This window comes from Nocardioides sp. BE266 (assembly GCF_031457855.1).
Taxonomy (GTDB): domain Bacteria; phylum Actinomycetota; class Actinomycetes; order Propionibacteriales; family Nocardioidaceae; genus Nocardioides.
The window spans coordinates 59,810-80,319 of sequence record NZ_JAURTI010000008.1 but is presented as its reverse complement, the minus strand read 5'-3'; the positions used below and the strand labels follow the sequence as shown (position 1 = coordinate 80,319).

General features: G+C 71.6%; 19 protein-coding genes. 9 read left to right on the top strand and 10 right to left on the bottom strand.

The window, feature by feature from the left end; genetic code table 11:
• Positions 1 to 226 precede the first annotated feature (226 nt).
• On the top strand, positions 227 to 1,648 hold the full coding sequence (gene glnA, locus J2X46_RS20720; RefSeq protein WP_310253929.1) for a type I glutamate--ammonia ligase: 1,422 nt from the start codon (positions 227 to 229) through the stop codon (positions 1,646 to 1,648).
• A gap of 186 nt (positions 1,649 to 1,834) precedes the next feature.
• Here the strand turns inward: glnA and J2X46_RS20715 are convergent, their stop codons facing one another.
• Genes J2X46_RS20715 through trxA form a run of 3 tightly spaced genes read right to left on the bottom strand, consistent with a single transcriptional unit; the run spans position 1,835 to position 2,870 of the window.
• Entirely contained in the window at positions 1,835 to 2,101 is a 267-nt protein-coding gene (locus J2X46_RS20715; protein WP_310253928.1) for a metal-sensitive transcriptional regulator, read from the bottom strand.
• Positions 2,101 to 2,511 (bottom strand): DUF302 domain-containing protein, encoded by a 411-nt coding sequence (locus tag J2X46_RS20710; RefSeq protein WP_310253926.1) that lies wholly within the window; start codon positions 2,509 to 2,511, stop codon positions 2,101 to 2,103. The genes J2X46_RS20715 and J2X46_RS20710 overlap by 1 nt, the downstream gene beginning before the upstream one ends.
• On the bottom strand, positions 2,511 to 2,870 hold the full coding sequence (gene trxA / locus J2X46_RS20705) for a thioredoxin (RefSeq protein ID WP_310253925.1): 360 nt from the start codon (positions 2,868 to 2,870) through the stop codon (positions 2,511 to 2,513). Before trxA ends, J2X46_RS20710 begins: the two co-directional genes overlap by 1 nt.
• Positions 2,871 to 3,060: 190 nt before the next feature.
• Here trxA and J2X46_RS20700 point away from each other — a divergent pair, with 190 nt between their 5' ends.
• The 7 genes from J2X46_RS20700 (at position 3,061) to J2X46_RS20670 (ending at position 10,089) form a co-directional block, all read left to right on the top strand.
• Entirely contained in the window at positions 3,061 to 3,381 is a 321-nt protein-coding gene (locus J2X46_RS20700; RefSeq protein WP_310253922.1) for a rhodanese-like domain-containing protein, read from the top strand.
• A 59-nt stretch (positions 3,382 to 3,440) separates the two neighbouring features.
• On the top strand, positions 3,441 to 4,814 hold the full coding sequence (locus J2X46_RS20695) for an MBL fold metallo-hydrolase (RefSeq protein WP_310253920.1): 1,374 nt from the start codon (positions 3,441 to 3,443) through the stop codon (positions 4,812 to 4,814).
• Positions 4,811 to 5,641, top strand: coding sequence for a sulfite exporter TauE/SafE family protein (locus J2X46_RS20690; RefSeq protein ID WP_310253918.1), 831 nt, complete (start codon positions 4,811 to 4,813; stop codon positions 5,639 to 5,641). The genes J2X46_RS20695 and J2X46_RS20690 overlap by 4 nt, the downstream gene beginning before the upstream one ends.
• Positions 5,642 to 5,690: 49 nt before the next feature.
• On the top strand, positions 5,691 to 7,883 hold the full coding sequence (locus J2X46_RS20685) for an MMPL family transporter (RefSeq protein ID WP_310253916.1): 2,193 nt from the start codon (positions 5,691 to 5,693) through the stop codon (positions 7,881 to 7,883).
• A 45-nt stretch (positions 7,884 to 7,928) separates the two neighbouring features.
• Positions 7,929 to 8,129, top strand: coding sequence for a hypothetical protein (locus J2X46_RS20680; protein WP_310253914.1), 201 nt, complete (start codon positions 7,929 to 7,931; stop codon positions 8,127 to 8,129).
• A 317-nt stretch (positions 8,130 to 8,446) separates the two neighbouring features.
• Entirely contained in the window at positions 8,447 to 9,115 is a 669-nt protein-coding gene (locus J2X46_RS20675) for a hypothetical protein (protein ID WP_310253912.1), read from the top strand.
• 32 nt (positions 9,116 to 9,147) lie between these two features.
• The gene (locus tag J2X46_RS20670; RefSeq protein WP_310253911.1) at positions 9,148 to 10,089 is read left to right on the top strand and encodes a formylglycine-generating enzyme family protein; all 942 of its coding nucleotides are present in this window, start codon (positions 9,148 to 9,150) and stop codon (positions 10,087 to 10,089) included.
• On the opposite strand, the gene J2X46_RS20665 is transcribed toward J2X46_RS20670, so the two are convergent.
• Both J2X46_RS20665 and J2X46_RS20660 read right to left on the bottom strand, forming a co-directional pair.
• Positions 10,011 to 10,856, bottom strand: coding sequence for an AI-2E family transporter (locus tag J2X46_RS20665; RefSeq protein ID WP_310253909.1), 846 nt, complete (start codon positions 10,854 to 10,856; stop codon positions 10,011 to 10,013). The genes J2X46_RS20670 and J2X46_RS20665 overlap by 79 nt on opposite strands.
• 447 nt (positions 10,857 to 11,303) lie before the next feature.
• Positions 11,304 to 11,525 carry a hypothetical protein gene (locus J2X46_RS20660; RefSeq protein WP_310253907.1) on the bottom strand — a complete coding sequence of 74 codons (222 nt, stop codon included), beginning with the start codon at positions 11,523 to 11,525 and terminating at the stop codon, positions 11,304 to 11,306.
• Positions 11,526 to 11,711: 186 nt separating this feature from the next.
• Between J2X46_RS20660 and J2X46_RS20655 the strand changes: the two genes are divergently transcribed.
• Positions 11,712 to 11,999, top strand: a complete 288-nt coding sequence (locus tag J2X46_RS20655; protein ID WP_310253905.1) for a YetF domain-containing protein — start codon at positions 11,712 to 11,714, stop codon at positions 11,997 to 11,999.
• Here the strand turns inward: J2X46_RS20655 and J2X46_RS20650 are convergent.
• The 5 genes from J2X46_RS20650 to J2X46_RS20630 all read right to left on the bottom strand — a co-directional run bounded on the left by J2X46_RS20650 (position 11,954) and on the right by J2X46_RS20630 (position 20,478).
• Positions 11,954 to 13,255 carry a DJ-1/PfpI family protein gene (locus J2X46_RS20650; protein WP_310253903.1) on the bottom strand — a complete coding sequence of 434 codons (1,302 nt, stop codon included), beginning with the start codon at positions 13,253 to 13,255 and terminating at the stop codon, positions 11,954 to 11,956. The genes J2X46_RS20655 and J2X46_RS20650 overlap by 46 nt on opposite strands.
• Entirely contained in the window at positions 13,252 to 14,688 is a 1,437-nt protein-coding gene (locus tag J2X46_RS20645; RefSeq protein ID WP_310253901.1) for an MFS transporter, read from the bottom strand. The genes J2X46_RS20650 and J2X46_RS20645 overlap by 4 nt, the downstream gene beginning before the upstream one ends.
• Positions 14,689 to 14,792: 104 nt before the next feature.
• Positions 14,793 to 16,262 carry an MFS transporter gene (locus J2X46_RS20640; RefSeq protein ID WP_310253899.1) on the bottom strand — a complete coding sequence of 490 codons (1,470 nt, stop codon included), beginning with the start codon at positions 16,260 to 16,262 and terminating at the stop codon, positions 14,793 to 14,795.
• Positions 16,263 to 16,301: 39 nt separating this feature from the next.
• Positions 16,302 to 17,687 (bottom strand): alpha/beta fold hydrolase, encoded by a 1,386-nt coding sequence (locus tag J2X46_RS20635; protein WP_310253897.1) that lies wholly within the window; start codon positions 17,685 to 17,687, stop codon positions 16,302 to 16,304.
• 61 nt (positions 17,688 to 17,748) lie between these two features.
• Positions 17,749 to 20,478 (bottom strand): AAA family ATPase, encoded by a 2,730-nt coding sequence (locus tag J2X46_RS20630; protein WP_310253896.1) that lies wholly within the window; start codon positions 20,476 to 20,478, stop codon positions 17,749 to 17,751.
• Positions 20,479 to 20,510: the final 32 nt, after the last annotated feature.

Here is a 20,510-nt window from a genome sequence, read left to right as displayed (position 1 = left end):
GACGGTAAAGGCAGCCCGGGTTTCGCGCGAGTAACCCAAAGGGTGGATTTCGTGGCACCGCGCCTCGCCGGCAGGCCACCCCGCGGACGACCTGTAACACGCCCGAAACAATCGGGATACGGTCTAGAAACTGCCCCCCTCTAGCGTGAGCGGCACGGTGCAACGAGGCTCCGCTCCCGAACGCTGCAAACTCGACGCGCGCTGGTCGCCGTCAAGGAGGAACCGAATGTTCAACAACTCCGATGAGCTCCTGAAGTTCATCAAGGACGAGGGCGTCGAGATGATCGACGTCCGCTTCTGCGACCTGCCCGGCGTGATGCAGCACTTCACGGTTCCGGCGTCCTCGTTCGACCAGAGCGTCTTCGATGACGGCCTCGGCTTCGACGGATCCTCGATCCGCGGCTTCCAGGCCATCAACGAGTCGGACATGTCGCTGTTCCCGGACCCGACGACGGCCTACCTCGACCCGTTCCGCCGGTCCAAGACGCTCAACGTGAACTTCTTCATCCACGACCCGATCACGGGCGAGGCCTACAGCCGCGACCCGCGCAACATCGCGCGCAAGGCGCTGGCGTACCTCGACTCGACCGGCATCGCGGACACCGCCTACTTCGCCCCCGAGGCCGAGTTCTACATCTTCGACAACGTCCGCTACAGCACGGGCGTCAACGAGGGCTACTACCACATCGACTCCGTCGAGGGCTGGTGGAACTCCGGCAAGGACGACGGCGAGAACAAGGGCTACAAGACCCGCCTCAAGGGCGGCTACTTCCCCGTCGAGCCCTACGACCACTACAGCGACCTGCGCGCCGACATGGTCAAGAACCTCGAGTCCTGCGGCCTCCAGGTCGAGCGCGCCCACCACGAGGTCGGCACCGCCGGCCAGGCGGAGATCAACTACCGCTTCGACACGCTGCTCAAGGCCGCGGACGACGTGATGAAGTTCAAGTACCTCATCAAGAACACCGCCTGGGAGCAGGGCAAGTCGGTCACCTTCATGCCCAAGCCGATCTTCGGTGACAACGGCTCCGGCATGCACGTGCACCAGTCGCTGTGGAAGGACGGCGAGCCGCTCTTCTTCGACGAGACCGGGTACGCCGGCCTGTCCGACACCGCCCGCTGGTACATCGGCGGCATCCTGGCCCACGCCCCGTCGCTGCTGGCCTTCACCAACCCGACGGTGAACTCCTACCACCGCCTGGTGCCGGGCTTCGAGGCGCCGATCTCGCTGGTCTACTCCTCGCGCAACCGCTCGGCCTCGGTCCGCATCCCGATCACGGGCGCGAACCCGAAGGCCAAGCGCGTCGAGACCCGCTTCCCCGACCCGTCGGCGAACCCCTACCTCGCCTTTGCGGCACTGATGCTTGCCGGCCTCGACGGTGTCCAGAACAAGACGGAGCCCGCGGCCCCGATCGACAAGGACATCTACGAGCTGCCGCCGGACGAGATGGCCGAGATCGACCAGGTGCCGACCAGCCTCGGTGCCGTGCTCGACGCTCTCGAGGCGGACCACGAGTACCTCACGGCCGGCGGTGTCTTCACCGACGACCTGATCGAGACGTGGATCCACTTCAAGCGGACCCAGGAGATCGCTCCGGTCCAGCTGCGCCCGCACCCGCACGAGTTCGAGCTCTACTACGACATCTGAGCCACACCGTCGTACGACGAAGGCCCCGGTCCTCTTCAGGAGGTCCGGGGCCTTCGCCATGCGGCGCAAGGCAGGAGCGTCGGCTCCTGCGCACGCTCTCGAGGGCAGTCCGGGGCGCGGGACAGGGATGCCACGGGTTCGTGGTCACTCCGGGGTGCAGGTCCTCATGTCAGAGGATGCCCGGGCTCAGGCGAGGGAGAGGAAGAGCTTCTCCATCTTCTTCACATCCAGGCTGTCGGCATCGCCGTCGTTCTCGACGAGGCACTGCTGCAGGCCGGAGGCCACGATGGCGAAGCCTGCGCGGTCGAGCGCCTTGGAGACCGCGGCGAGCTGGGTGACGACGTCCTCGCAGTCGCGGCCCTCCTCGAGGAGGCGCAGGACGCCGGAGAGCTGGCCCTGGGCGCGCTTGATGCGGTTGATGACCGGCTTCATCGTGGTCGGGTCGAGCTCCATCAGATCTCCTGGCTGTCAGTGGTGATTGCGGCGAGGGCCGCCGTCAGGCGCTGCTTGGCGTCGGTGGCTACCGCACCGAGTGCCTCGTTGTCGGCGAGCCCCATCATCGCGTCGGGGTCGAACGCTTCGACGAGGCTGGTCGTGTCGTCGAGGGCGCGGACGACCACGTTGCACGGCAGGACCGCGGCGATGGACGGGTCGACGGTGAGCGCCTCGTAGGCGAGCGCGGGCCGGCAGGCCCCGAGGATGACCTGGGGTGCGACGTCGGCGTCGAGCTTGGCCTTCATCGTGGCCTGGAGGTCGATCTCGGTGAGGATGCCGAAACCTTGCTCGGCGAGCGCCCGACGAGTGAGCTCGACGGCTTCGCCGTAGGGCTGGTTCAGCGTGGCGCTGAGCGTGAAGGTGGCCATCAGGCGCTCTGCTTCGGCTCGGCCGCGGCTGCCTCGACGTCGAGGTCTCGCACGGCCGTGATGATCTGCTCGAGCGCGGCGGCCGGCAGGGCGCCGGGCTGGGAGAAGACCAGCGTGCCGCCCTTGAACGCCATCAGGGTGGGGATGGACGTGATGTTCGCGGCGGCGGCGAGGGTCTGCTCGGCCTCGGTGTCGACCTTGCCGAACACGATGTCGGGGTGTGCGCCCGCGGCCTTCTCGTACACGGGGGCGAACATGCGGCACGGGCCGCACCAGGACGCCCAGAAGTCGACGAAGACGATGTTGTTGTCGGTGACGGTGCGCGTGAAGTTCTCCGCACCCAGGGTGATGGTGGCCATCGGGCTGGCTCCTCTGCTGTGTTTCGGGTGGTGGCTGCACCTGCTCAACCAGGATACCCCCTCCCGTATTCCCCTCGTGGACGCCGCGCGTGCGTTCGCCGACTTGCGGGAATACCCCCCGGGGTGTGTACCGTTGGGTCCGTCGATACCCCACTGGGTATTCATCCATCACAGGAGGACAACCGGACCCATGAGCACTCGCACGCCTGAGACCGACATCGAGCACCTTGCCGTCGCGCTGAACGGCGAGGCAGCGCTCATCGACGTGCGGGAGGCGGGCGAGTACGCCGCCGGCCACATCCCCGGTGCCGCGCTCATGCCGATGGGCCGCCTGACTGCTCGCATGGGCGAGCTGGACAAGGCGTGCCCTGTCTACGTGGTCTGCGCGTCCGGCAACCGCAGCGCTGCCATGACGGACCTGCTCGTCGCCAACGGCTTCGACGCCTACTCCGTCGCTGGTGGGACCCGGGCCTGGGCCGCGTCCGGCCGTGCTCTCGGTGTGGGCCTGTGATCACCGACCTGTACGACCCGCCCGCCCCTGGGTCGCGCGACCAGAAGGAGCCCTCAGCAATGTCCGACCTGACCATCATCCCCATCGGGACGCCCACGCTCGGCGACCGCAGCTACCTGGTCCACGACGGCGACGTCGCGTTCGTGGTCGACCCCCAGCGCGACATCGACCGGGTCCTCACCCTGCTCGACAAGCACGCGGTTCGCCTGACCCATGTCTTCGAGACCCACATCCACAACGACTACGTCACCGGCGGCCTGGCCATCGCGCAGCGCACCGGTGCCCAGTACCTCGTCAATGGCGAGGACGACGTGTCCTTCGACCGCTCACCCGTGGCGGACGGACAGGTCGTCGAGGTGGGTGGACGGATGCGCGTCACCGCGCTGGCAACCCCCGGCCACACGTTCACCCACCTCTCCTATGTGTTGACAGACGCCGCCACCGGCTATCAGGTCGCGGTGTTCTCGGGCGGCTCGCTGCTGTACGGCGCGACCGGGCGCCCTGACCTCCTCGGCGCCGAGCACACCCACGACCTGGTCCGGCACCAGCACGCCTCCGCGCACAAGCTGGCCGAGCTCCTACCGGACGACGCGGACGTCTTCCCGACGCACGGCTTCGGTTCCTTCTGCTCCGCCACCCAGTCCGACGCGACCTCCTCGACGATCGGCCGCGAGAAGGCGTCGAACCCGGTCCTCACCCAGGACGAGCAGACCTATGTCGAGGAGCTCCTGGCCGGGCTAGGCGCCTACCCGACGTACTACGCCCACATGGCACCCGCCAACGCCGACGGGCCGTCCGAGCCCGACCTCTCCCTTCCGTCTGTCGCCGACGCGGCCGAGCTGCGCCGTCGCATCGAGGACGGCGAGTGGGTGGTGGACCTGCGCTCACGGACCGCGTTCGCCGCCGGGCACGCGCCGGGCACGCTGAACTTCGGTCTCGACGGCGGGTTCGCGACGTACCTCGGGTGGCTCGTCACGTGGGGCACCCCGATCACGCTGCTCGGCGAGACGGCCGACGACGTCGCCGAGGCCCAGCGCGAGCTGGTCCGCATCGGCATCGACCGCCCGGCCGCCCACGCCACCGGAGGCCCGAAGGACTGGTCCGACCGTGACCTGAGCTCGTTCCCCACCGCCACGTTCGCCGACCTGGCGCAGGTGCGCCACCATCGCGAGGTCGTCATCCTCGACGTCCGTCGCGCCGACGAGCACGACAAGGCCCGCATCGCCGGCGCCGTCAACATCCCCATCCACGAGCTCCCGCGGCGCCTGGACGAGGTCCCGGCCGGCGAGGTCTGGGTGCACTGCGCCGGCGGGTACCGCGCATCGGTCGCCGCCTCCTTCCTGTCTGCCGCCGGTACGACGCTCGTCGCCGTCGACGACAGCTTCGACAATGCCGAGAAGGTCGGACTACACCTCGTGGGACCCGAGGCGTGACCCTCGCACTCCTCGGCGCCGTCATCGCCGGCGCTCTCATCGGGCTCAGCCTGGGCGCGCTCGGCGGCGGAGGCTCGATCCTCGCCGTCCCCGTGCTCCTCGCACTCGGCCAGACCGCGACCCAGGCCACCACCGGGTCGCTGGTCGTCGTGGGTGTCACCTCTCTCGCGGGAGCCGTGACCGCCCACCGCACCGGGAACGTCCTCCTCGCACGCGGCATCGCGTTCGGCGCGGTCGCCATCGGCGGCGCGGTCCTCGGCGCCCACGCGTCCGCTGCCGTCCCCGAGCCGGTGCTGCTGGCCGCGTTCGCGGGCCTGATGCTCGTGGTCGCCGGCCTGATGACCGTCCGGCAGCTACGCGACCGACGCGGCGCGAGCGCCGGCACCCACGCCGGCCGGCCCCGCCTGGACGACCCCATCATCACGTTCAGCCCGACCTTCATGTGCCAGTGCCCTCGCGCGCTGAAGGTGCTCGCCACCGCGACGGCGGTCGGGCTGCTCACCGGGTTCCTCGGCGTCGGCGGCGGGTTCCTCGTCGTCCCCGCCCTGACGCTCGCCCTCGCGCTGCCGATGGGGTACGCCGCCGGCACCTCGCTGGTCGTCATCACCATCACCAGCGCCGCCGCCCTCGCCACCCGCGCAGGCACCGGCATCGCACCCGACTGGTGGCTCGTCGCCGCCCTCACCGTCACCGCCGTCGGCGGCTCCATCGCCGGAGCACGCGTCGCCGCCCGCACCGACACCGCGAAGCTCACCGCCGCCTTCACCGGCCTCGTCCTGCTTGTCGCCGCCTACACCGCCGCGACAGCCGTACCCGCCCTCATCTGACCCGCCCCCTCACCGGCCCCACCTCCGAACACAGAAACGAGTTCTGCTCATGACGTCGACGGCCACCCGCCGCCACGCCCGACCTGCACCTGACGACGCAGACCCCGATGCCATCGGATACCGCCCGGGCCCCCTCGGCCGGCTCGGCCTGTGGGTCACCCACCACCGCAAGGCCACCGCCCTGGTCTGGCTGCTCCTCGTCATCGGCCTCGGCGCCTTCGCCCCCAAGGTCGAAGCCAACCTGTCCGGCGCCGGCTGGCAGGCCGACGGCTCCGAGTCCGTCGCCGTCCGCGAGCTCGCCACCGAGTCCTTCGGCGGCAACGCCAGCTCCGCCATCCAGGTCGTCATCCACTCCTCGGAGGGCCCCGTCACCAAGGGTGCCGGCGCGAAGGTGATCGACGATGCGACCGCCATCTTGAACGACGAGCCGCGCATCGCCGACGTCATCGCACCCCAGCCCGGCGCCACGCTCAGCCAGGACGGTCAGACCGCCGTCCTACTGGCCGGCGCCGGTGCCGAACCCAACGAGATGGTCCGCGTCGCCGACGACCTCAAGGGCGAGCTGGAAGGGCTGTCCGGAGACGGCATCGAGGTCAACCCGACCGGCGCCTCCCTGCTCTGGTCGGACTTCAACGAAGCCAACCTCGACGCCATGCTCACGTCCGAGATGATGTCGTGGCCGGTCACTCTGGCCATCCTCGTCCTGGCGTTCGGCGCCCTCGTCGCCGCCGGGCTGCCGCTCATCCTGACGCTGGCCGGCCTCGTCGCCTCCGCCGGTTCGCTGGTCCTCATCAACGAGCTCATCCCCGTGTCCATCTGGGCGATGAACTTCGCCATGATGTTCGCCCTCGCGCTCGGCATCGACTACGCGCTCTTCCTCGTCGTCCGGTTCCGCGCTGCCCGCATGGGCCACCACGAGACCCCACGCCAGGCCATCGCCGAGACCATGGACACCGCCGGCAAGGCCGTCCTGCTCTCCGGCGCCACCGTCCTCGTCTCCCTCTCCGCCGTCATGCTCGTCCCCTCCCCGGCGTTCCGGTCCATGGCCGGCGGCATCATGCTCGCCGTCGTCTTCGTCCTCGCCGCCACCCTCACCCTGCTGCCGCTCGTGCTGTTCAAGCTCGACGGACGGATCAACAAGGGCGCGTTGACGTGGGTCCACAGCGGCGAGCACCGCTCGGCGAAGTTCGCCGCCTGGGGCGAGCGCCTCTGGAAGCGCCCCGTCGCGTTCGGGCTCGCGTCCCTCGTCGTCCTGCTCGCCCTTGCCGCCCCGGTCCTGGGCCTGCGGACCGCGATGCCGTCCATCCAGGTCCTCCCTGACGACGCCAGCGCGCGTATCGGCTACGACCAGGTCAAGAACGCCTTCGGCGACGGAGCCCCCGGAACACTCCAGGTCGTCACCGACGCCGACGACGCCGACGCCACCGCCGAGGTCCTCGCAGCCGACCCCGGCGTCGCCGGCGCCATGCCCGCCCAGCCCGCATCCAGCGAGGCCGGCGCGGACGCCGACCTGGTGCTCATCCAGGCCGTCCCGACCGTCGATTCCTCCGACCCCGAGCTCTCCGACACCGTCGACCGGCTCCGCGCCGACCTCCCCGACTCCGCCCTCGTCGGCGGAGCCGCCGTCGAGAACCTCGACCTCAAGACCCAGCTCGACGACTCGACGCCGCTCGTCATCGGTGTGGTGCTCGGCCTCGGGTTCCTGCTGCTCCTCATCGCGTTGCAGGCTCCGCTCATCTCGCTGCTCGGCACCCTGGCCAGCCTGCTCTCGACCGCCGCGGCGTTCGGGGTGGCGCGCCTCGTCTTCCAGGACGGGATCGGTGCGGACCTGCTCGGGTTCGAGCACCAGGGCTTCCTCGACGCGTGGGCCCCGGTGTTCTTCTTCGCGATGATCTTCGCCATCGCGATGGACTACACGGTCTTTCTCCTCGCCTCCGCCAAGGAGCACTACGAGAAGTCCGGCGACCCCCGCGAGGCCATGGTCGGTTCGCTCGCCCACTCCGGACGCGTCATCTTCGCCGCCGGCGCCGTCATGGTTGCGGTGTTCTTCACCTTCGCGCTCTCTGGGCCCCTTCCCCCAAAGGAGATGGGAATCGTCCTCGGCGTCGCTGTCCTCCTCGACGCATTCCTCGTCCGCCTGGTCCTGCTCCCCGTCATGCTCCGCCTCACCGGCAAGGCCGCCTGGTGGACCCCACGCTGGCTCACCCGGGTCCTGCCCGACATCACCTTCTCCCACGGCTGAGCCACACCGCTCACCACCAACCGCCCACCAGAACGGAGTCACATCATGTGCCGACCCACCACCTGCAAGACCTGCCGCAAGACCACCTGGGCCGGCTGCGGCCAGCACGTCGCCGACGTCAACGCGATGGTGCCCAGCAACCAGTGGTGCAACGGACAGCACACCCCGGCAGAGAAGGCCGCAGCCGAGGCTGACAAGGCCACTGCCAGCCGTGGTGGCCTCCTGTCGCGCCTCTTCGGCCGCTGACCACGGCGCCATCACCCTCATCGACGTCATGCTCGCCATCCTCGCGTCGCCGCGTGTGTCAGCTCGCCGGCAGCAGCGTGACGGTGAAGGACGTCCCGGCTCCCAGCTCCGACCTGACCGCGTGTGGCCGTCATGTCGCTCGACGATGCGCCGCACGATGCTCAAGCCGAGCCCGGTGCCCGGAGCGTCCAGCGCCAACGGATTGCTGGAACGGTAGAACTCGTCAAACAGCCTGTCCTGGTCCTTGGGGCGATGCCGATCCCGGAGTCGCTGACATCGAGGCCATCGTGAGGGGAGTCGCCTGTAGCGAGATGGTGATGGTTCCGAGTCGGGCGCTGTACACCCCTGACGACCACAGCCAGGCCCACGACCTCGCCGACGAGCAGCCCGAACGGCTGGCTCGGCTGAAGGAGCTCTTCCTCGTCGAGGCCGCGAAGTACGACGTGTTCCCCCTGGACGACCGCAAGGCCGAACGACTCGACCCGAAGGCCACGGGACGCCCGGACCTGATGGGGGGACGGACCTCGCTCACCGTGTACTCGGGCGCCATGCACCTCGGGGAGTCCACGGTCCCGGACGTGAATAACCGCAGCCACGTCATCACCGCGGAGATCACCGTCGGGGACGAGCCCGCCAACGGCGCGATCGTGGCACAAGGCGGGAGGTTCGGCGGATGGACGCTCTTCCTGAACGACAGCGTGCCCGCCTACTGCCACAACTGGGTCGACCACGAGCGCTACTACGTCCGCGCGGAGGCGCCCCTCCCGCCGGGGCGGCACACCGTCCGCTACGAGTTCGACTACGACGGCGGCGGCGCCGGCCTGGGCGGCACGGGGCGCATCCTGGTCGACGACGACCTCGTGGCAGAAGGGCGCATCGAGCACACCTGCGGCTATCTCTTCGCCACCACGGACGCCCTCGACGTGGCTCCTGAGCAGCACAGTGACTCCGAGGGGCTCGCGCGCGCTCAGCTCGCCCGTCAGTAGACGCGCACGCGGACTGCCTCCATCCTGACGACATGTCCTCTCCCTGCTGTGGGCCGGGCCGCTCTAGCGGTCCCGACGACCGCGCCCACCCCATCCAGCCGGCCGGGACGTCCCGCGGACCGCTCGCCGGTCAAGCGTTGGTGGACGTGCCGGGCGGGTCCTTCACGATGGGCACGTCCGACCCGAGGGGCTACGTGGAGGACGGCGAGGGCCCCGAGCACGAGGTGTCGCTGCCCGCGTACTCGATCGGGGTCCACACGGTCACCAACGACGAGTTCGCGGCCTTCGTCGAGGAGACGGGGCACGTGTCCACGGCCGAGCAGATCGGCGACTCGTTCGTCTTCGCGGGCCTGCTTCCCGACGACTTCCCTCCGACCCAGGGCGTGGCGGCGGCGCCGTGGTGGCGGCTGGTCGAGGGTGCCTCGTGGCACCGACCGGAGGGTCCGCACAGCGACCTCGCCGGCCGAGGTGACCACCCGGTCGTGCAGGTGAGCTGGTACGACGCCCAGGCGTTCTGCCAGTGGAGCGGCACCCGCCTGCCCACCGAGGCCGAGTGGGAACGGGCAGCACGCGGCGGGCGAGCAGGCAGCCACTTCCCCTGGGGCGAGGAGCGCGAACCCGGCGGGGAGCACCGGATGAACGTCTGGCAGGGCGACTTCCCCCGCCACGACACCGGCGAGGACGGATGGATCGGGACGTGCCCGGTCGGGTCGTACCCACCCAACGGGTTCGGGTTGCACGAGATGACGGGCAACGTGTGGGAGTGGTGCGCGGACTGGTTCGACCCGCGGTGGTACGCCGTCTCGCCGCGGGAGGCGCCCACGGGCCCCCCCGCCGGCGGTGCGAGGGTGATGCGCGGCGGGTCCTACCTGTGCCACGACAGCTACTGCTGGCGCTACCGGGTCGACGCCCGTAGCTCGAACACCCCCGACAGCACGACCGGCAACCTCGGGTTCCGCGTCGCGGCGGGCTGACCGGCCCTCGTCACGCCGGCGTGCCCGGCGGACCGCCCTCCGGTTCGCCGACCGTCTCGCCCTCCTGCCCGCTCGACGACTCCTCGTCGAGGGGAGCGCCGATCAGGCCGGACATCCAGCGGGTACCGGGGTCGACATCGACGAACAACGCCTTGACGAGCAGGGTGAGCGGAACGGCGAGGACGGCGCCCGAGCGGTCCGAGGATCCACGACCACACCACGAGCGACAAGAACATGACGGACGCGGAGATGCCGACGGCGTCGCCGACGAGCTTGGGCTGGATCACCGACTGGATGACGACGTTGATGGCTCTGTAGGCGACCAGCACCACCACCATCAGGTCCGGTCCGCCGGTCAGGAGGGCGAAGACCGCGGGTGGCGCCAGGCCGAGGACGAACCCGATGTTGGGGATGTAGTTGGTCACGAGGGCGATGATGATCATCGACCCGAAGGGATAGGCAGGCAGGAGCAGCATCTGGGTCGCCAATGTTGAGGCCACCAGGGCCGAGCCGGCGATGCGCGCCCACGTCCGGCCCATCAGGATCGCGATCCCGGTGGCGAGGCACCCGCTGCCCGTGAGCAGGTGCACCCATCCCCACCCGGTGACGTCCAGGACCAGGACCCCGGACGGGGCTGTCACGAAGACGTCGTCGGCGAACACCGCAGCGAGCCCGCTGATGATGTTGAACAAGCCTGCAACAGCGATCATCATCGCGCCGAAGGCAATCGGCCCCACCCACAGCGTGGCCTTCTTCTGTGCCGTCATGCTGTCCTCCCCTCCAACGTCTCGCCTGGTAGAAGCGTGCATCGACGGGGCGAACGCGTCATCGCCCGCTGCGGGCGAGGTTAGGCTGGCGTCGCCGGGTCCTGCCGACCACAGTGTGCCCAGTCCCCCGTCTGGCTCACTCCCCTGTCGGCAGGACCCGGTCCTCGCGCGCCGAGGCTCTACCTGTTCTCCAGGACCGCGGACGAGCCGCACGTGGTGATGCTGGGCTCGGCCCACCTGACCGGCTTCGCCGCCGGCGTCCACGGGAACGACCTGGTCACCTTCACCGGCAGCGACGTGTGAACCGGCTCCGAGAACTGGTCGGACATCTCCCTGCTCAACGACGAGCTGGTCGATGATCCCGCGGATCGAGGTCCACGCGGCGTACCCCGATCGCTTCGCGAACGTCTGGGACCCTCACTCGCGCGCGTTCGAGCCGACTTCGGTTCAGGCCCGGTAGGGCGTGTCCTCGCTCCGCGGGTCGAGCTGCGGGTATCCCGCCTTCGGGTCGATGCCAACGGGGTTCGGCTCCTCGCCGCCGGGGCTCTGCTCCGGCGGCGCGTCGTCCCTGGGTCCGTCCGACGGGTCCTCGGGCGAGGTGTCGCGCATCCCGTCCGTGCCCACCCGGCCGGGGCCGGTGTGGCCGATGCGCTCGCTGCTCGACCCCATGCCGCCGGCCGACCCCCTCGGGTCCGGCAGAACCGGGGGTCGACTCGCGCTCCTCTCGGGCAGGTCCGCTCGTGTCGTTCGTCATGACGCCTCGTACCCCCGGCACAGCGCCGGCATGTGCCTTGCTCACCCCTCGAGGAAATGGTCCGGCACGAGCGGGAGCGATCGCACCCGGACACCCGTGGCGTGGAAGGCGTAGTCCTCTGCAGCCGGGTCGTCGGACGCGGACGCCGTGGCGTGCAGGCCGGGGTCGTCAACGGGTGCGCCCCACTCGTCGTGAAGCACGGCGAGATGATCGAGGACGCCATGAAGACCCAGCGCCTCGCGACGGCCGACCTGCTGATCGCCGCTCGCGAGCAGGGTGCCCGCCGTTTCTGCGACATCGAGTACGCCGTCCTCGAGGCGGACGGCACGCTGTCGTTCTTCCCCTACGAGGGCGACGCCGGTGCGCCGGAGAAGCCGGCGAGCGGCTGACGCCGACGACGCACGACCGGCACCGCACCGACCAGCAGGGCGAGCACCAGGCTCGCGCCTGCCAGCAGCGACGCACGTCGAGGACCGCGCGCGGAGCCCAGGTCGAGCTGCTCGGTCGGGTAGTCGATCATCTTGGCGGCGGACCGAGCCGTGGCGGCGCCTGACGTGCGCGCCAGCTGCTCGAGGGCTCCGTCGAAGCCGGCGCGGCCGCTAGGCCCCGTCACCCCCGGACGCAGTACGACGTCCACGTCGGGCGCCTCGCCGGGTGTGAGCGTCAGCAGCCTGAGCCCGTGGGCCGACTCGAGGATCCCGGTCCGACTGACCGCAAAGGTGCGAGCCGCGGCGGAGACGCCGTACACCTCGAACAGGCTGGCGGCATCGATCTCGCCGACGCCGTCGGCCAGCGTGATCGCGACGGTTGGCCGCCCCCACGGGAGTGCCGTGTTCAGCACGACCGGGTGATCGGCGAGGCTCCAGTGCTGGACCGGGATCTTCGTGGCCTCCGGTGACCAGCCCGGGTAGCCCACCTCCGCTCCGACCCGGCGGGCCTCGGCGGGACCCGAAAGGTCCTCGACGACCGAGAGGGCACCGGGGATGCCGGACGTGATCCCGGCTGTCGTGGTGATCCTCCCGTCCCGGACGAACCGCTCGCCCGACACCCAGCGCGTCTCGGGGTGGTGTCCACGCAGCCAGGCCAGTCGCGACCAGTGGCTGGTCGCGGTTCGCCCGTCGAGGAGGCCGGTCTCGGCCAGGAGCAGCGCTCCCGCGCAGACGCTGAGCACGTGCGCGCCGGCGTCGTGCTGCCGCACCACCCAGTCGCGCGCGACGACCTCGACGGTGGGATCCGTGACCGCCGGCACCACCACGACGTCAGGCGCGAGGTCCGCGTTCGCGTCGACCTCGGCGAAGGTGTGGTCGGGCAGGATCGAGGGTGCGCCCTCGACCAGCGCTGGAGACCGACGCTCGGCGACGGTGTAGACGGTGAAGCGGGAGGACCGGCCGAAGACCTCGAAGGGCCCCATCGCGTCCGTCGCGACGGTGCCGGACGTCCCCAGCACCACCGCGACGACGAGCCTGTCCCGGGTCGGCGCGATCGCGGGTGCTGGCAGCGGGTGGGACATCCGTGTGGTGGGCAGCCTGCTCTGCGACGCGGTGGTGCGCGCCCCGGCGAACCCGATCACTCCCAGGGTCGCCGCGGCCAGGAGCACGGACCCCGCGACCCGAACGGCCGTGGCTGCCGGTGCGGCGAGCCTCACGAGGTCACCGCCTCTGCCGACGGCCGAGCCGTGCGGCGCACGAGTCCCGCGCCCAGCGCCGCCGTGGTGAGCGCGACCATCCCGGCGGCTGTGAAGGCGGCGGAGAAGCCTGAGGCGTCGAGCGCTCCCCCGGCCTGCACCCCGGCCGAGGCGCCGACCACGATGAAGGTGGCCGTGCCCAGCGCGCCGCCGACCTGCATGCACGCTGCTGCCAGCCCGGACGCGAGCCCCGTGTGCGACGCCGGGACTGCCGAGGTCACGACGACGGTGGTCGGGGTGAAGCTGAGGGCGACCCCGGTGGCGACGAGGACGAGTCCCGGGAGGACTCCGAAGGCGTAGCCCGAGGCCGGCGCCCACGCCAGCCACAAGTGACCGGCCGCCAGGACGACGAGCCCGAGGACGAGGCACCGAGCCGCCCCGAGGTGTCCCAGCGCGCGGGGAAGGACGACCACGGACACCGCGAACCCGGTGAGCGATGTCGGCACGAGCGCGACTCCTGCCTGCTGCGGAGACATGGCCAGGACCTGCTGGACGTAGAGGGCGACGAGGACGAAGGTCGAGGCCCGGGTGGCACCGCCGAGCAGGGCGAGCGCGGTGCCGAGACGCAGCTGCGGGGAGATGAAGAGCTCCAGCGGCACGAGGGGGTCCGCGGCTCGCCGCTCGGCACGCAGGAAGGCCGCGGCCAGGGCCGCCGACAGGGCGAGCAGGCCGAGCACGCGCGGCGAGGTCCAGTCGTGGTCGACAGCGTCGACCGCGCCGTGGACGAGGGCGATCACGGCACCTGTGACGAGTGCCGCACCGGCCCAGTCGAAGGTACGACGCGCTCCGGGGGCGTCCTCGCGCAGCACCCGGCCGGCGAGGGCGACGGCGGCGGCCGAGACCGGGACCGTCACCAGGAAGACGGCTCGCCACCCGACCGTGCCGGCGAGCACTCCCCCGGCGACCACCCCGGTCGCCCCGCCGAGCGTCGAGGCGGCACCCCACGCACCCATCGCCCGGGCGCGCTGGCTCGCCGGGAAGGTGGCGAGCAGCAGGGACATGGCTGCCGGGCTGAGCCCGGCGGCCCCGATCCCCTGCACGACCCTGCCGACGATCAGCATCTCCTGGTCCACCGAGGCCGCTGCCACGAGGGTGCCGAGGGTGAACAGGCTCGCACCGGTCGTGAAGACGCGACGCCGGCCGAACAGGTCGGCCACCCGTCCGGAGAGGAGCAGCAGGCCGGCGAAGGCCAGGACGTAGGCGTTCACCACCCACGTGACGGCAGCGGGACCGAACTCGAGGTCCGCCTGCACGGACGGCAGCGCGACGTTGACGATCGAGGCGTCGAGCATCACGAGGAACTGGGCTGACACGAGCATGCCGAGGGCGAGCCGCTCGTGCGTCGTACGAGAGGTGGCCGGGCTCGTGTCGCGGGAATCGGAGATCTGCTGCATTTGTCTCACCGCCTGGCTGGTGGATGGTTGGTGGATGGCTGATGACGCCACGGTGCCGCTGGCGGGCGTCGGTCGGACCGGCCGAATGGCCGGGTTCGCACCCGTCAGTGCAGGTGCCCGTGGGCGGCGCCACCGGCGACGCGCTCCTTCGGCATGCGGAGGTGCGCGAGCACGGCGAACCCGCCCGCGATGACGGCGGCAGCGACGAACCCGCGCGAGAAGGCCGCGGCGGCACCGTCGACGGTGGCCAGTGAGCCCGCCGTGCTGGCGACGGCCGAGAGCACGGCGACCCCGAGCGCCGCGCCGATCTCGTGGCCGGTCATCAGGAACCCGGAGGCCACTCCGGCGTGCGACGACGGGATGCCCGCCATCGACGTCACCGACACGGGGACGAAGACCATGCCGACGCCGATCCCCAGCGCGACCAGGCCGGGCAGCAGGTCGACCGTGTAGGTCGCGTCGGCATCCGCGAACGACAGGAGCACGGCTGCGGCACCCGAGACGACCAGGCCGACGGCTGCGACGTGGCGTGGAGCCACGACGGCGAGCAGGTGGCGTGCGAGGACCGTGCCGACGGTGATGGCGAGCGCGAACGGGACGAAGGCGACGCCGGTGCGCAGGGCGGACCAGCCCAGGACGGTCTGCACGAAGATGGACGTCAGGAACACGGCGCCGACGAGCAGGCCGGTCACCCCGAGCATTACGGCAGTGCCCGACACGAGCGCGTCGAGCTTCCAGACGTGTGGCGGGAACAGCGGCCTGGCCGCGCGTCGCTCGACCCTGAGGAACGCCGTCAGCAGGGCCAGCGACGCCACGAGGCCGGCCACGGTCTGGGTCGACCACCACCCGTGGGTCGCGGTGGCACCGAGGGCGTAGGTCAGGGACGCGAGCCCGCCGATCACGGTGACGGCACCCGGCAGGTCGAAGTCGGCGAAGGTGGGTCGCGGCACGTCGTCCCGCGCGATGGTGCCAAAGCCGACGACCAGCGCAGCGAGTCCCACGGGGCCGTTGATCCAGAAGATGAACTGCCAGCTCGTCCAGGTCGTCACGGCGCCGCCGAGGAGCACGCCGGCGGCGACTCCCAGGCTGCCGACCGCTCCCCAGAGCGCGAGCGCGGTCCGCCTCTGGGCACCGTCGTACGTCGTGGTGATGAGGGAGAGGGCAGACGGGGTGAGCAGTGCGGCGCTCAGCCCCTGCACCGCGCGTGCGGCGACGAGCTGACCGGCGGTGCCGGCGAAGCCGCTGACGACCGAGGCGACCGTGAAGAGAGCGAGCCCGGTCAGGAAGACCCCGCGCCGGGAGAGCAGGTCGGACACCCGGCCGCCGAGAAGGAGCCCGCCGCCGGACATCATCACGTAGGCCGTGACGAGCCACTGCAGGCTGCCGCCCTCCACGTGGAGCGCGCGGCCGATGGTCGGCAGCGCGGTGTTGACCACCGAGATGTCGAGGACGACGAGGACCTGGGCGGCGAGGGCCACTGCCAGGAGCGTCCAGGGCCGGCGGGGGCCGTCGTCATCGGCTGCGGAGTGGGCCTCGACGGCGTGGGGGTGCGCGTGTGCTGGTGTGTCGGACATGGGGTCCTCCTCGGGTGGTGGGTGTGGGTGCGAGATGTGTCAGGGGGTGGCAAGGGGTGCACCGGTGCGGATCGCCCCGACGACGGACGCGATCGCCTGCACGGACGCCGCAGCCCCGTCCTCGTCCTCGACGAGGCCGGTGTGGCTGGTCGGCACGTCGCGTTGGAGGGCGTCCGTCGAGAGACCGGCCATGCGCTGCTGTGCCTCCGCCCAGCCGTCGGTGGCGTCGGCGTTCTCGGCGCTGGTGAGCACCACCAGGGGCCGGTCGCCGAGGGTGGTGAGCGCCTGGGCCTGCCGCAGCACGTCGGGAAGCACGTCCACCTCGTCGCGGGCGTTGCTCGCTGCCCGAGGGGAGGCCGACATCGCGTCGACCACTGCGGCGGCGGGGGCGGGAAGGTGGGATCCCCCGAGCAGGTGACCGAGTCCGACCCGCGCCAGTGAGGGCAGGACCCCGTAGACGCGACGCATCAGCTCGTGCTGGAGCCGGAAGCCGGGGATCTCGGTGAGCTGGTGGGGGCTGGTGCTGTCGAGGAGGACCAACCCGGCCACGTCGTCGGCGTACCTCGCCGCGTACGTCATCGCGTACGGGCCGCCGATCGAGTGCCCGGCGAGCACGAACGGTCCGCGCACCCCCGCCGCGCCGAGCAGGGCGTGGAGGTCGTCGGCGGCGGTGATCCCGTCCTGTGGCTCGGCGACGTCGTCGCTCCAGCCCTGGCCGGCGCGGTCGTACGCGCAGACCCGCGTGACGGGGGCGAGCCCGTCCTGGATCCGCGCCCACGAGGCGGAGAACTCACCGAGGCCGCTGACGAGGACCACGGTGGGCTGGCCCTGGCCGCGGCACTCGAGGTGAAGGGCGTGGTCGCCCACCTCGTAGCGGGTGCCGGGAGCCGGGTGCACCGAGGCGAAGGAGTCGGACGTGAGGCGGTACGCCGCTGCGCCAGTGGCCGTGAGCGCGAGGACCAGCATCGCGGTCACCACCGGCAGACGGCCACGACGCCCCAGGCTCCGACGCGCCTGGCCCCAGGTCCAGGTCGCCAGCACGAGTACGACCGGCGGCCACCCCCACGCGAGCGCCGACAGGACGCGGTCGGACGGGGCGGTGACGATCAGCACTGCTCCCGTCGACGACATCGCGACGGCCGGGACCGCGGCCCACTGCAGCGGCTGCGCCGATCGAGCGGTCAGGACGTGCAACACGCCCCAGCCGAGCCCGAAGCCCAGCAACGCGGCGCCGGTGGTCACGCCCTCGGTGGCTCCCGGGAGGACGGCCATGGTCAGGACGACGGCAGCAGCGAGGCCGGTCGCCATGGCGACGAGGACCGCTCGGTCGGCGGACCGGGTGCGGGTGACCGGAACGGGCTCGGTCGGGGTCGGGCGGACGACGGTGTCCATGGCGATCTCGCTCTCGCAGTGGGGAATGTGCACTGCGTCGAGCGTGGGCCGAGCGGCCCGTGCTCACCCCGGTCAGATGGCCGGGATGTGCCGGTCAGGCGAGGTCGAGGCCGGCCAGCTCTCCCCGGGACGTCACGCCGGTCTTGGCGAAGACGTTGCGCAGGTGGAAGGCGACGGTCCGCGGCGAGATCCAGCACTGGGCCGCGACGTCCTTGTTGGACAGGCCCGCGCTCACCAGCTGGGCGATCTTCAGCTCCGTCGGCGTGAGGTCGACGAGCGTGGAGGGGTCGCGCTTGCGGGCGGTCTCCCCCGAGGCTCGCAGCTCCTGCTCGGCCCGCGAGGCCAGCGCCTCGGCCCGCACGTCGCGGAACGTCTCGAGGGCACGACGCAGGTGGACCCGGGCGTCGACCCGGCGCTGGTGACGACGGAGCCACTCGCCGTACACGAGGTGGATGCGGGCCAGGTCGACGGGGCGTCCGGCGTCGGCGCCGGCCGCCAACGCAGCCTCGAACAGCGGCTCCGCGTCACCGTCGGAGGTCAGGGCGCGACCGAACGACACGGCTGCGAGGGCCGCGGCATGGCCAGTGGGCGCAGCGAAGACCTCGAGGGAGTCGGTCCAGGCGCGCACCGCGCCGACCTCTCCGGCGCGGGAGGCGACCTCCATCCGTTCCGTCGCAGCCAGACGCTGGATGAACGGCAGGCGCAGCTGGTCGAGGTGGTGGTGGGCACCGGCGACGTCGCCGACGCCGACCGCTCGGACGGAGCGGGACCAGGCGGCCAGGTCGTGCACGGGATCCGTGGTGATACCGAGCGGGGTGCCGGCCACGACCTCGTCCACCCTCGCGAGGAGGTCCTCGTGGTCGTCGCTCCCCTGCTGTGCCGCCAGCAGGGCCAGCCACGCGGTGGGGAGGGCCGTCATGGCCCGCTGGCCGATGCCCTCCGCCAGTGCCACGGCCTCCTCGGCGCTGATCCGCAGCGCGACGTGGTCCCCCGCGGCGTGGTGACCGAAGCACAAGCGTTGCAGGCAGTAGATCACCGCGGTGACGGCGCCGCTCTCGCGCGCCCGGGAGAGGGCGTACGAGTAGAACTGCTGCTGGCGGTCGTCGTGCCCGAGCTGGAGAGCGGCGTTGCCGAGGTTCCAGAGCACGTCGCGGTCGTCGACGTCCTCCCCGATCGCCAGCGCCAGCTCCAACGCCTCCGTGGCCTCGGACCACTGCGACTCGGCGACGAGGGTCATCGCCAGGAGCATCTGGCGCAGGCACCGGGTGCGGGCCGAACCGTCGTCGGCGGTCGCGTCGAGCAGGTCGACCGACCTCAGCGGGGTCCCGCTGTCGGCCCCGTAGGTGCGCATGACCGCCGCCGCCACGCCGGCCTCGAGCGCCCGGACCGGGTCGTACGACAGCACGTCGTGGGCGGCCTCGACGAAGATCCGGTGCGCCTCCGGTGCGGAGCCGATGTTCACCTCGATGTGCCCGCGCAGGCGAGCCACGTCGCACACCAGCACGGGATCGTCCGCGTCCTCGCGTGCCTCGGACAGCAGCACCTGCGCCCGGGTCGCCTGCCCGCCCGCCCAGGCGCTCCGCGCCGCGGCGAACGCCAGGGCGGCCCTCCGCGGCCGCTCGGCACACAGCTCGGCCGCACGCAGGTAGGCGGTGAGCGCCGCGGCGTACCCACCACGTCGCTGGGCCCGGTCGCCGACGCCTTCCAGCGCAGCGACCAGCGAGTCGTCCGGGCCGGCGGCCGCATGGGTCCGGTGCCAGACCTCACGGTCCTGCTCGCCCGCCCCCGCGAGCGCCTCGGCCAGGGCTGCGTGGATGGCGCGCCGTCGGCTGTCGGAGGCTGCCTGGTAGACGGCCGACCGGACGAGCGGGTGCCGCAGGGAGAGCGCGTTCGCGCCGCGGGTCAGGAGCCCGGAGGCGATCCCGCCCTCGACGACGTCCTCGTCGAGCCCCAGCGTGTCGCACGCCTGACGCAGCACGTCGAGCCGACCGGCGTCGTCGGCGGCGACGAGCAGCAGCAGGTCCTGGACCGGTTCCGGGAGCCGACGGCTGCGCTCGAGGAAGGCGCCCTCCACCCGGTCGGTGAGCTGGAGGTGTGCGGGCAGGATCGCCGTCCCGCCGAGCTGCGCCGCGGTGAGCCCGCCCGGGAGCTCGAGCAGCGCGAGCGGATTGCCATCTGCCTCCGCCAGCAGCCTCTCGACGACGTGCTCGACCAGTTCGGTGCCCACGCGCTGTGCGAGGAGGGCACGCGCGGCCTCGGCCCCCAGCCCGCGCAGCACCAGCTCGTCGACGCCGGCCGCCTCGAAGCGCTCCCCGACCCCCTCGCGGGTGGCGAAGAGCATCGCCACCCGGTCCGCGCCGATCCTGCGGGCGCAGAAGAGGAGGGCGTCCGCTGACGCCTGGTCCATCCAGTGCGCGTCGTCGAGTAGGCAGACGACGAGGCCGTCCTCGGCGGCGGTCGTCAGCAGGGAGAGCGTGGCGACGCCCACCAGGAACGGCTCCACGGGGGGGCCGTCTGCCTCGCCGAAGGCCACGCCCAGCGCCCGGGCCTGAGGGGCGGGCAACCGGTCTCGCAGCGGGAGCAGTGGTCTGAGCAGGCGGTGCAGCGAGGCGAACGCCAGTGGGGCCTCGACCTCAAGGCCGCGGGTGCGCAGCACCGTCGACTCGCCGGGGTCGCCCACGACGGCCTCCAGCAGGGCGGACTTCCCCACGCCGGGCTCGCCGCGCACGACCACGCTGCCGGCGCTGCCGTGGCGTGCCCGTTCGACCAGCGCTCCGAGCGACGCGAGCTCCGCCTCCCGGCCGACCAGCGGCTGCACCTGCACGCGCCGAACGTACACGCCGGTGCGCCCGGCAT

Coding starts and splice junctions, on each gene's coding strand:
- J2X46_RS20640 (WP_310253899.1), bottom strand. CDS start 16,262: ATGTCCGACACACCAGCACACGCGCACCCCCACGCCGTCGAGGCCCAC.
- J2X46_RS20685 (WP_310253916.1), top strand. CDS start 5,691: ATGACGTCGACGGCCACCCGCCGCCACGCCCGACCTGCACCTGACGAC.
- trxA (WP_310253925.1), bottom strand. CDS start 2,870: ATGGCCACCATCACCCTGGGTGCGGAGAACTTCACGCGCACCGTCACC.
- J2X46_RS20670 (WP_310253911.1), top strand. CDS start 9,148: ATGTCCTCTCCCTGCTGTGGGCCGGGCCGCTCTAGCGGTCCCGACGAC.
- J2X46_RS20645 (WP_310253901.1), bottom strand. CDS start 14,688: ATGCAGCAGATCTCCGATTCCCGCGACACGAGCCCGGCCACCTCTCGT.
- J2X46_RS20695 (WP_310253920.1), top strand. CDS start 3,441: ATGTCCGACCTGACCATCATCCCCATCGGGACGCCCACGCTCGGCGAC.
- J2X46_RS20660 (WP_310253907.1), bottom strand. CDS start 11,525: ATGGGGTCGAGCAGCGAGCGCATCGGCCACACCGGCCCCGGCCGGGTG.
- J2X46_RS20710 (WP_310253926.1), bottom strand. CDS start 2,511: ATGGCCACCTTCACGCTCAGCGCCACGCTGAACCAGCCCTACGGCGAA.
- J2X46_RS20665 (WP_310253909.1), bottom strand. CDS start 10,856: ATGACGGCACAGAAGAAGGCCACGCTGTGGGTGGGGCCGATTGCCTTC.
- J2X46_RS20675 (WP_310253912.1), top strand. CDS start 8,447: ATGGTTCCGAGTCGGGCGCTGTACACCCCTGACGACCACAGCCAGGCC.
- glnA (WP_310253929.1), top strand. CDS start 227: ATGTTCAACAACTCCGATGAGCTCCTGAAGTTCATCAAGGACGAGGGC.
- J2X46_RS20700 (WP_310253922.1), top strand. CDS start 3,061: ATGAGCACTCGCACGCCTGAGACCGACATCGAGCACCTTGCCGTCGCG.
- J2X46_RS20715 (WP_310253928.1), bottom strand. CDS start 2,101: ATGGAGCTCGACCCGACCACGATGAAGCCGGTCATCAACCGCATCAAG.
- J2X46_RS20680 (WP_310253914.1), top strand. CDS start 7,929: ATGTGCCGACCCACCACCTGCAAGACCTGCCGCAAGACCACCTGGGCC.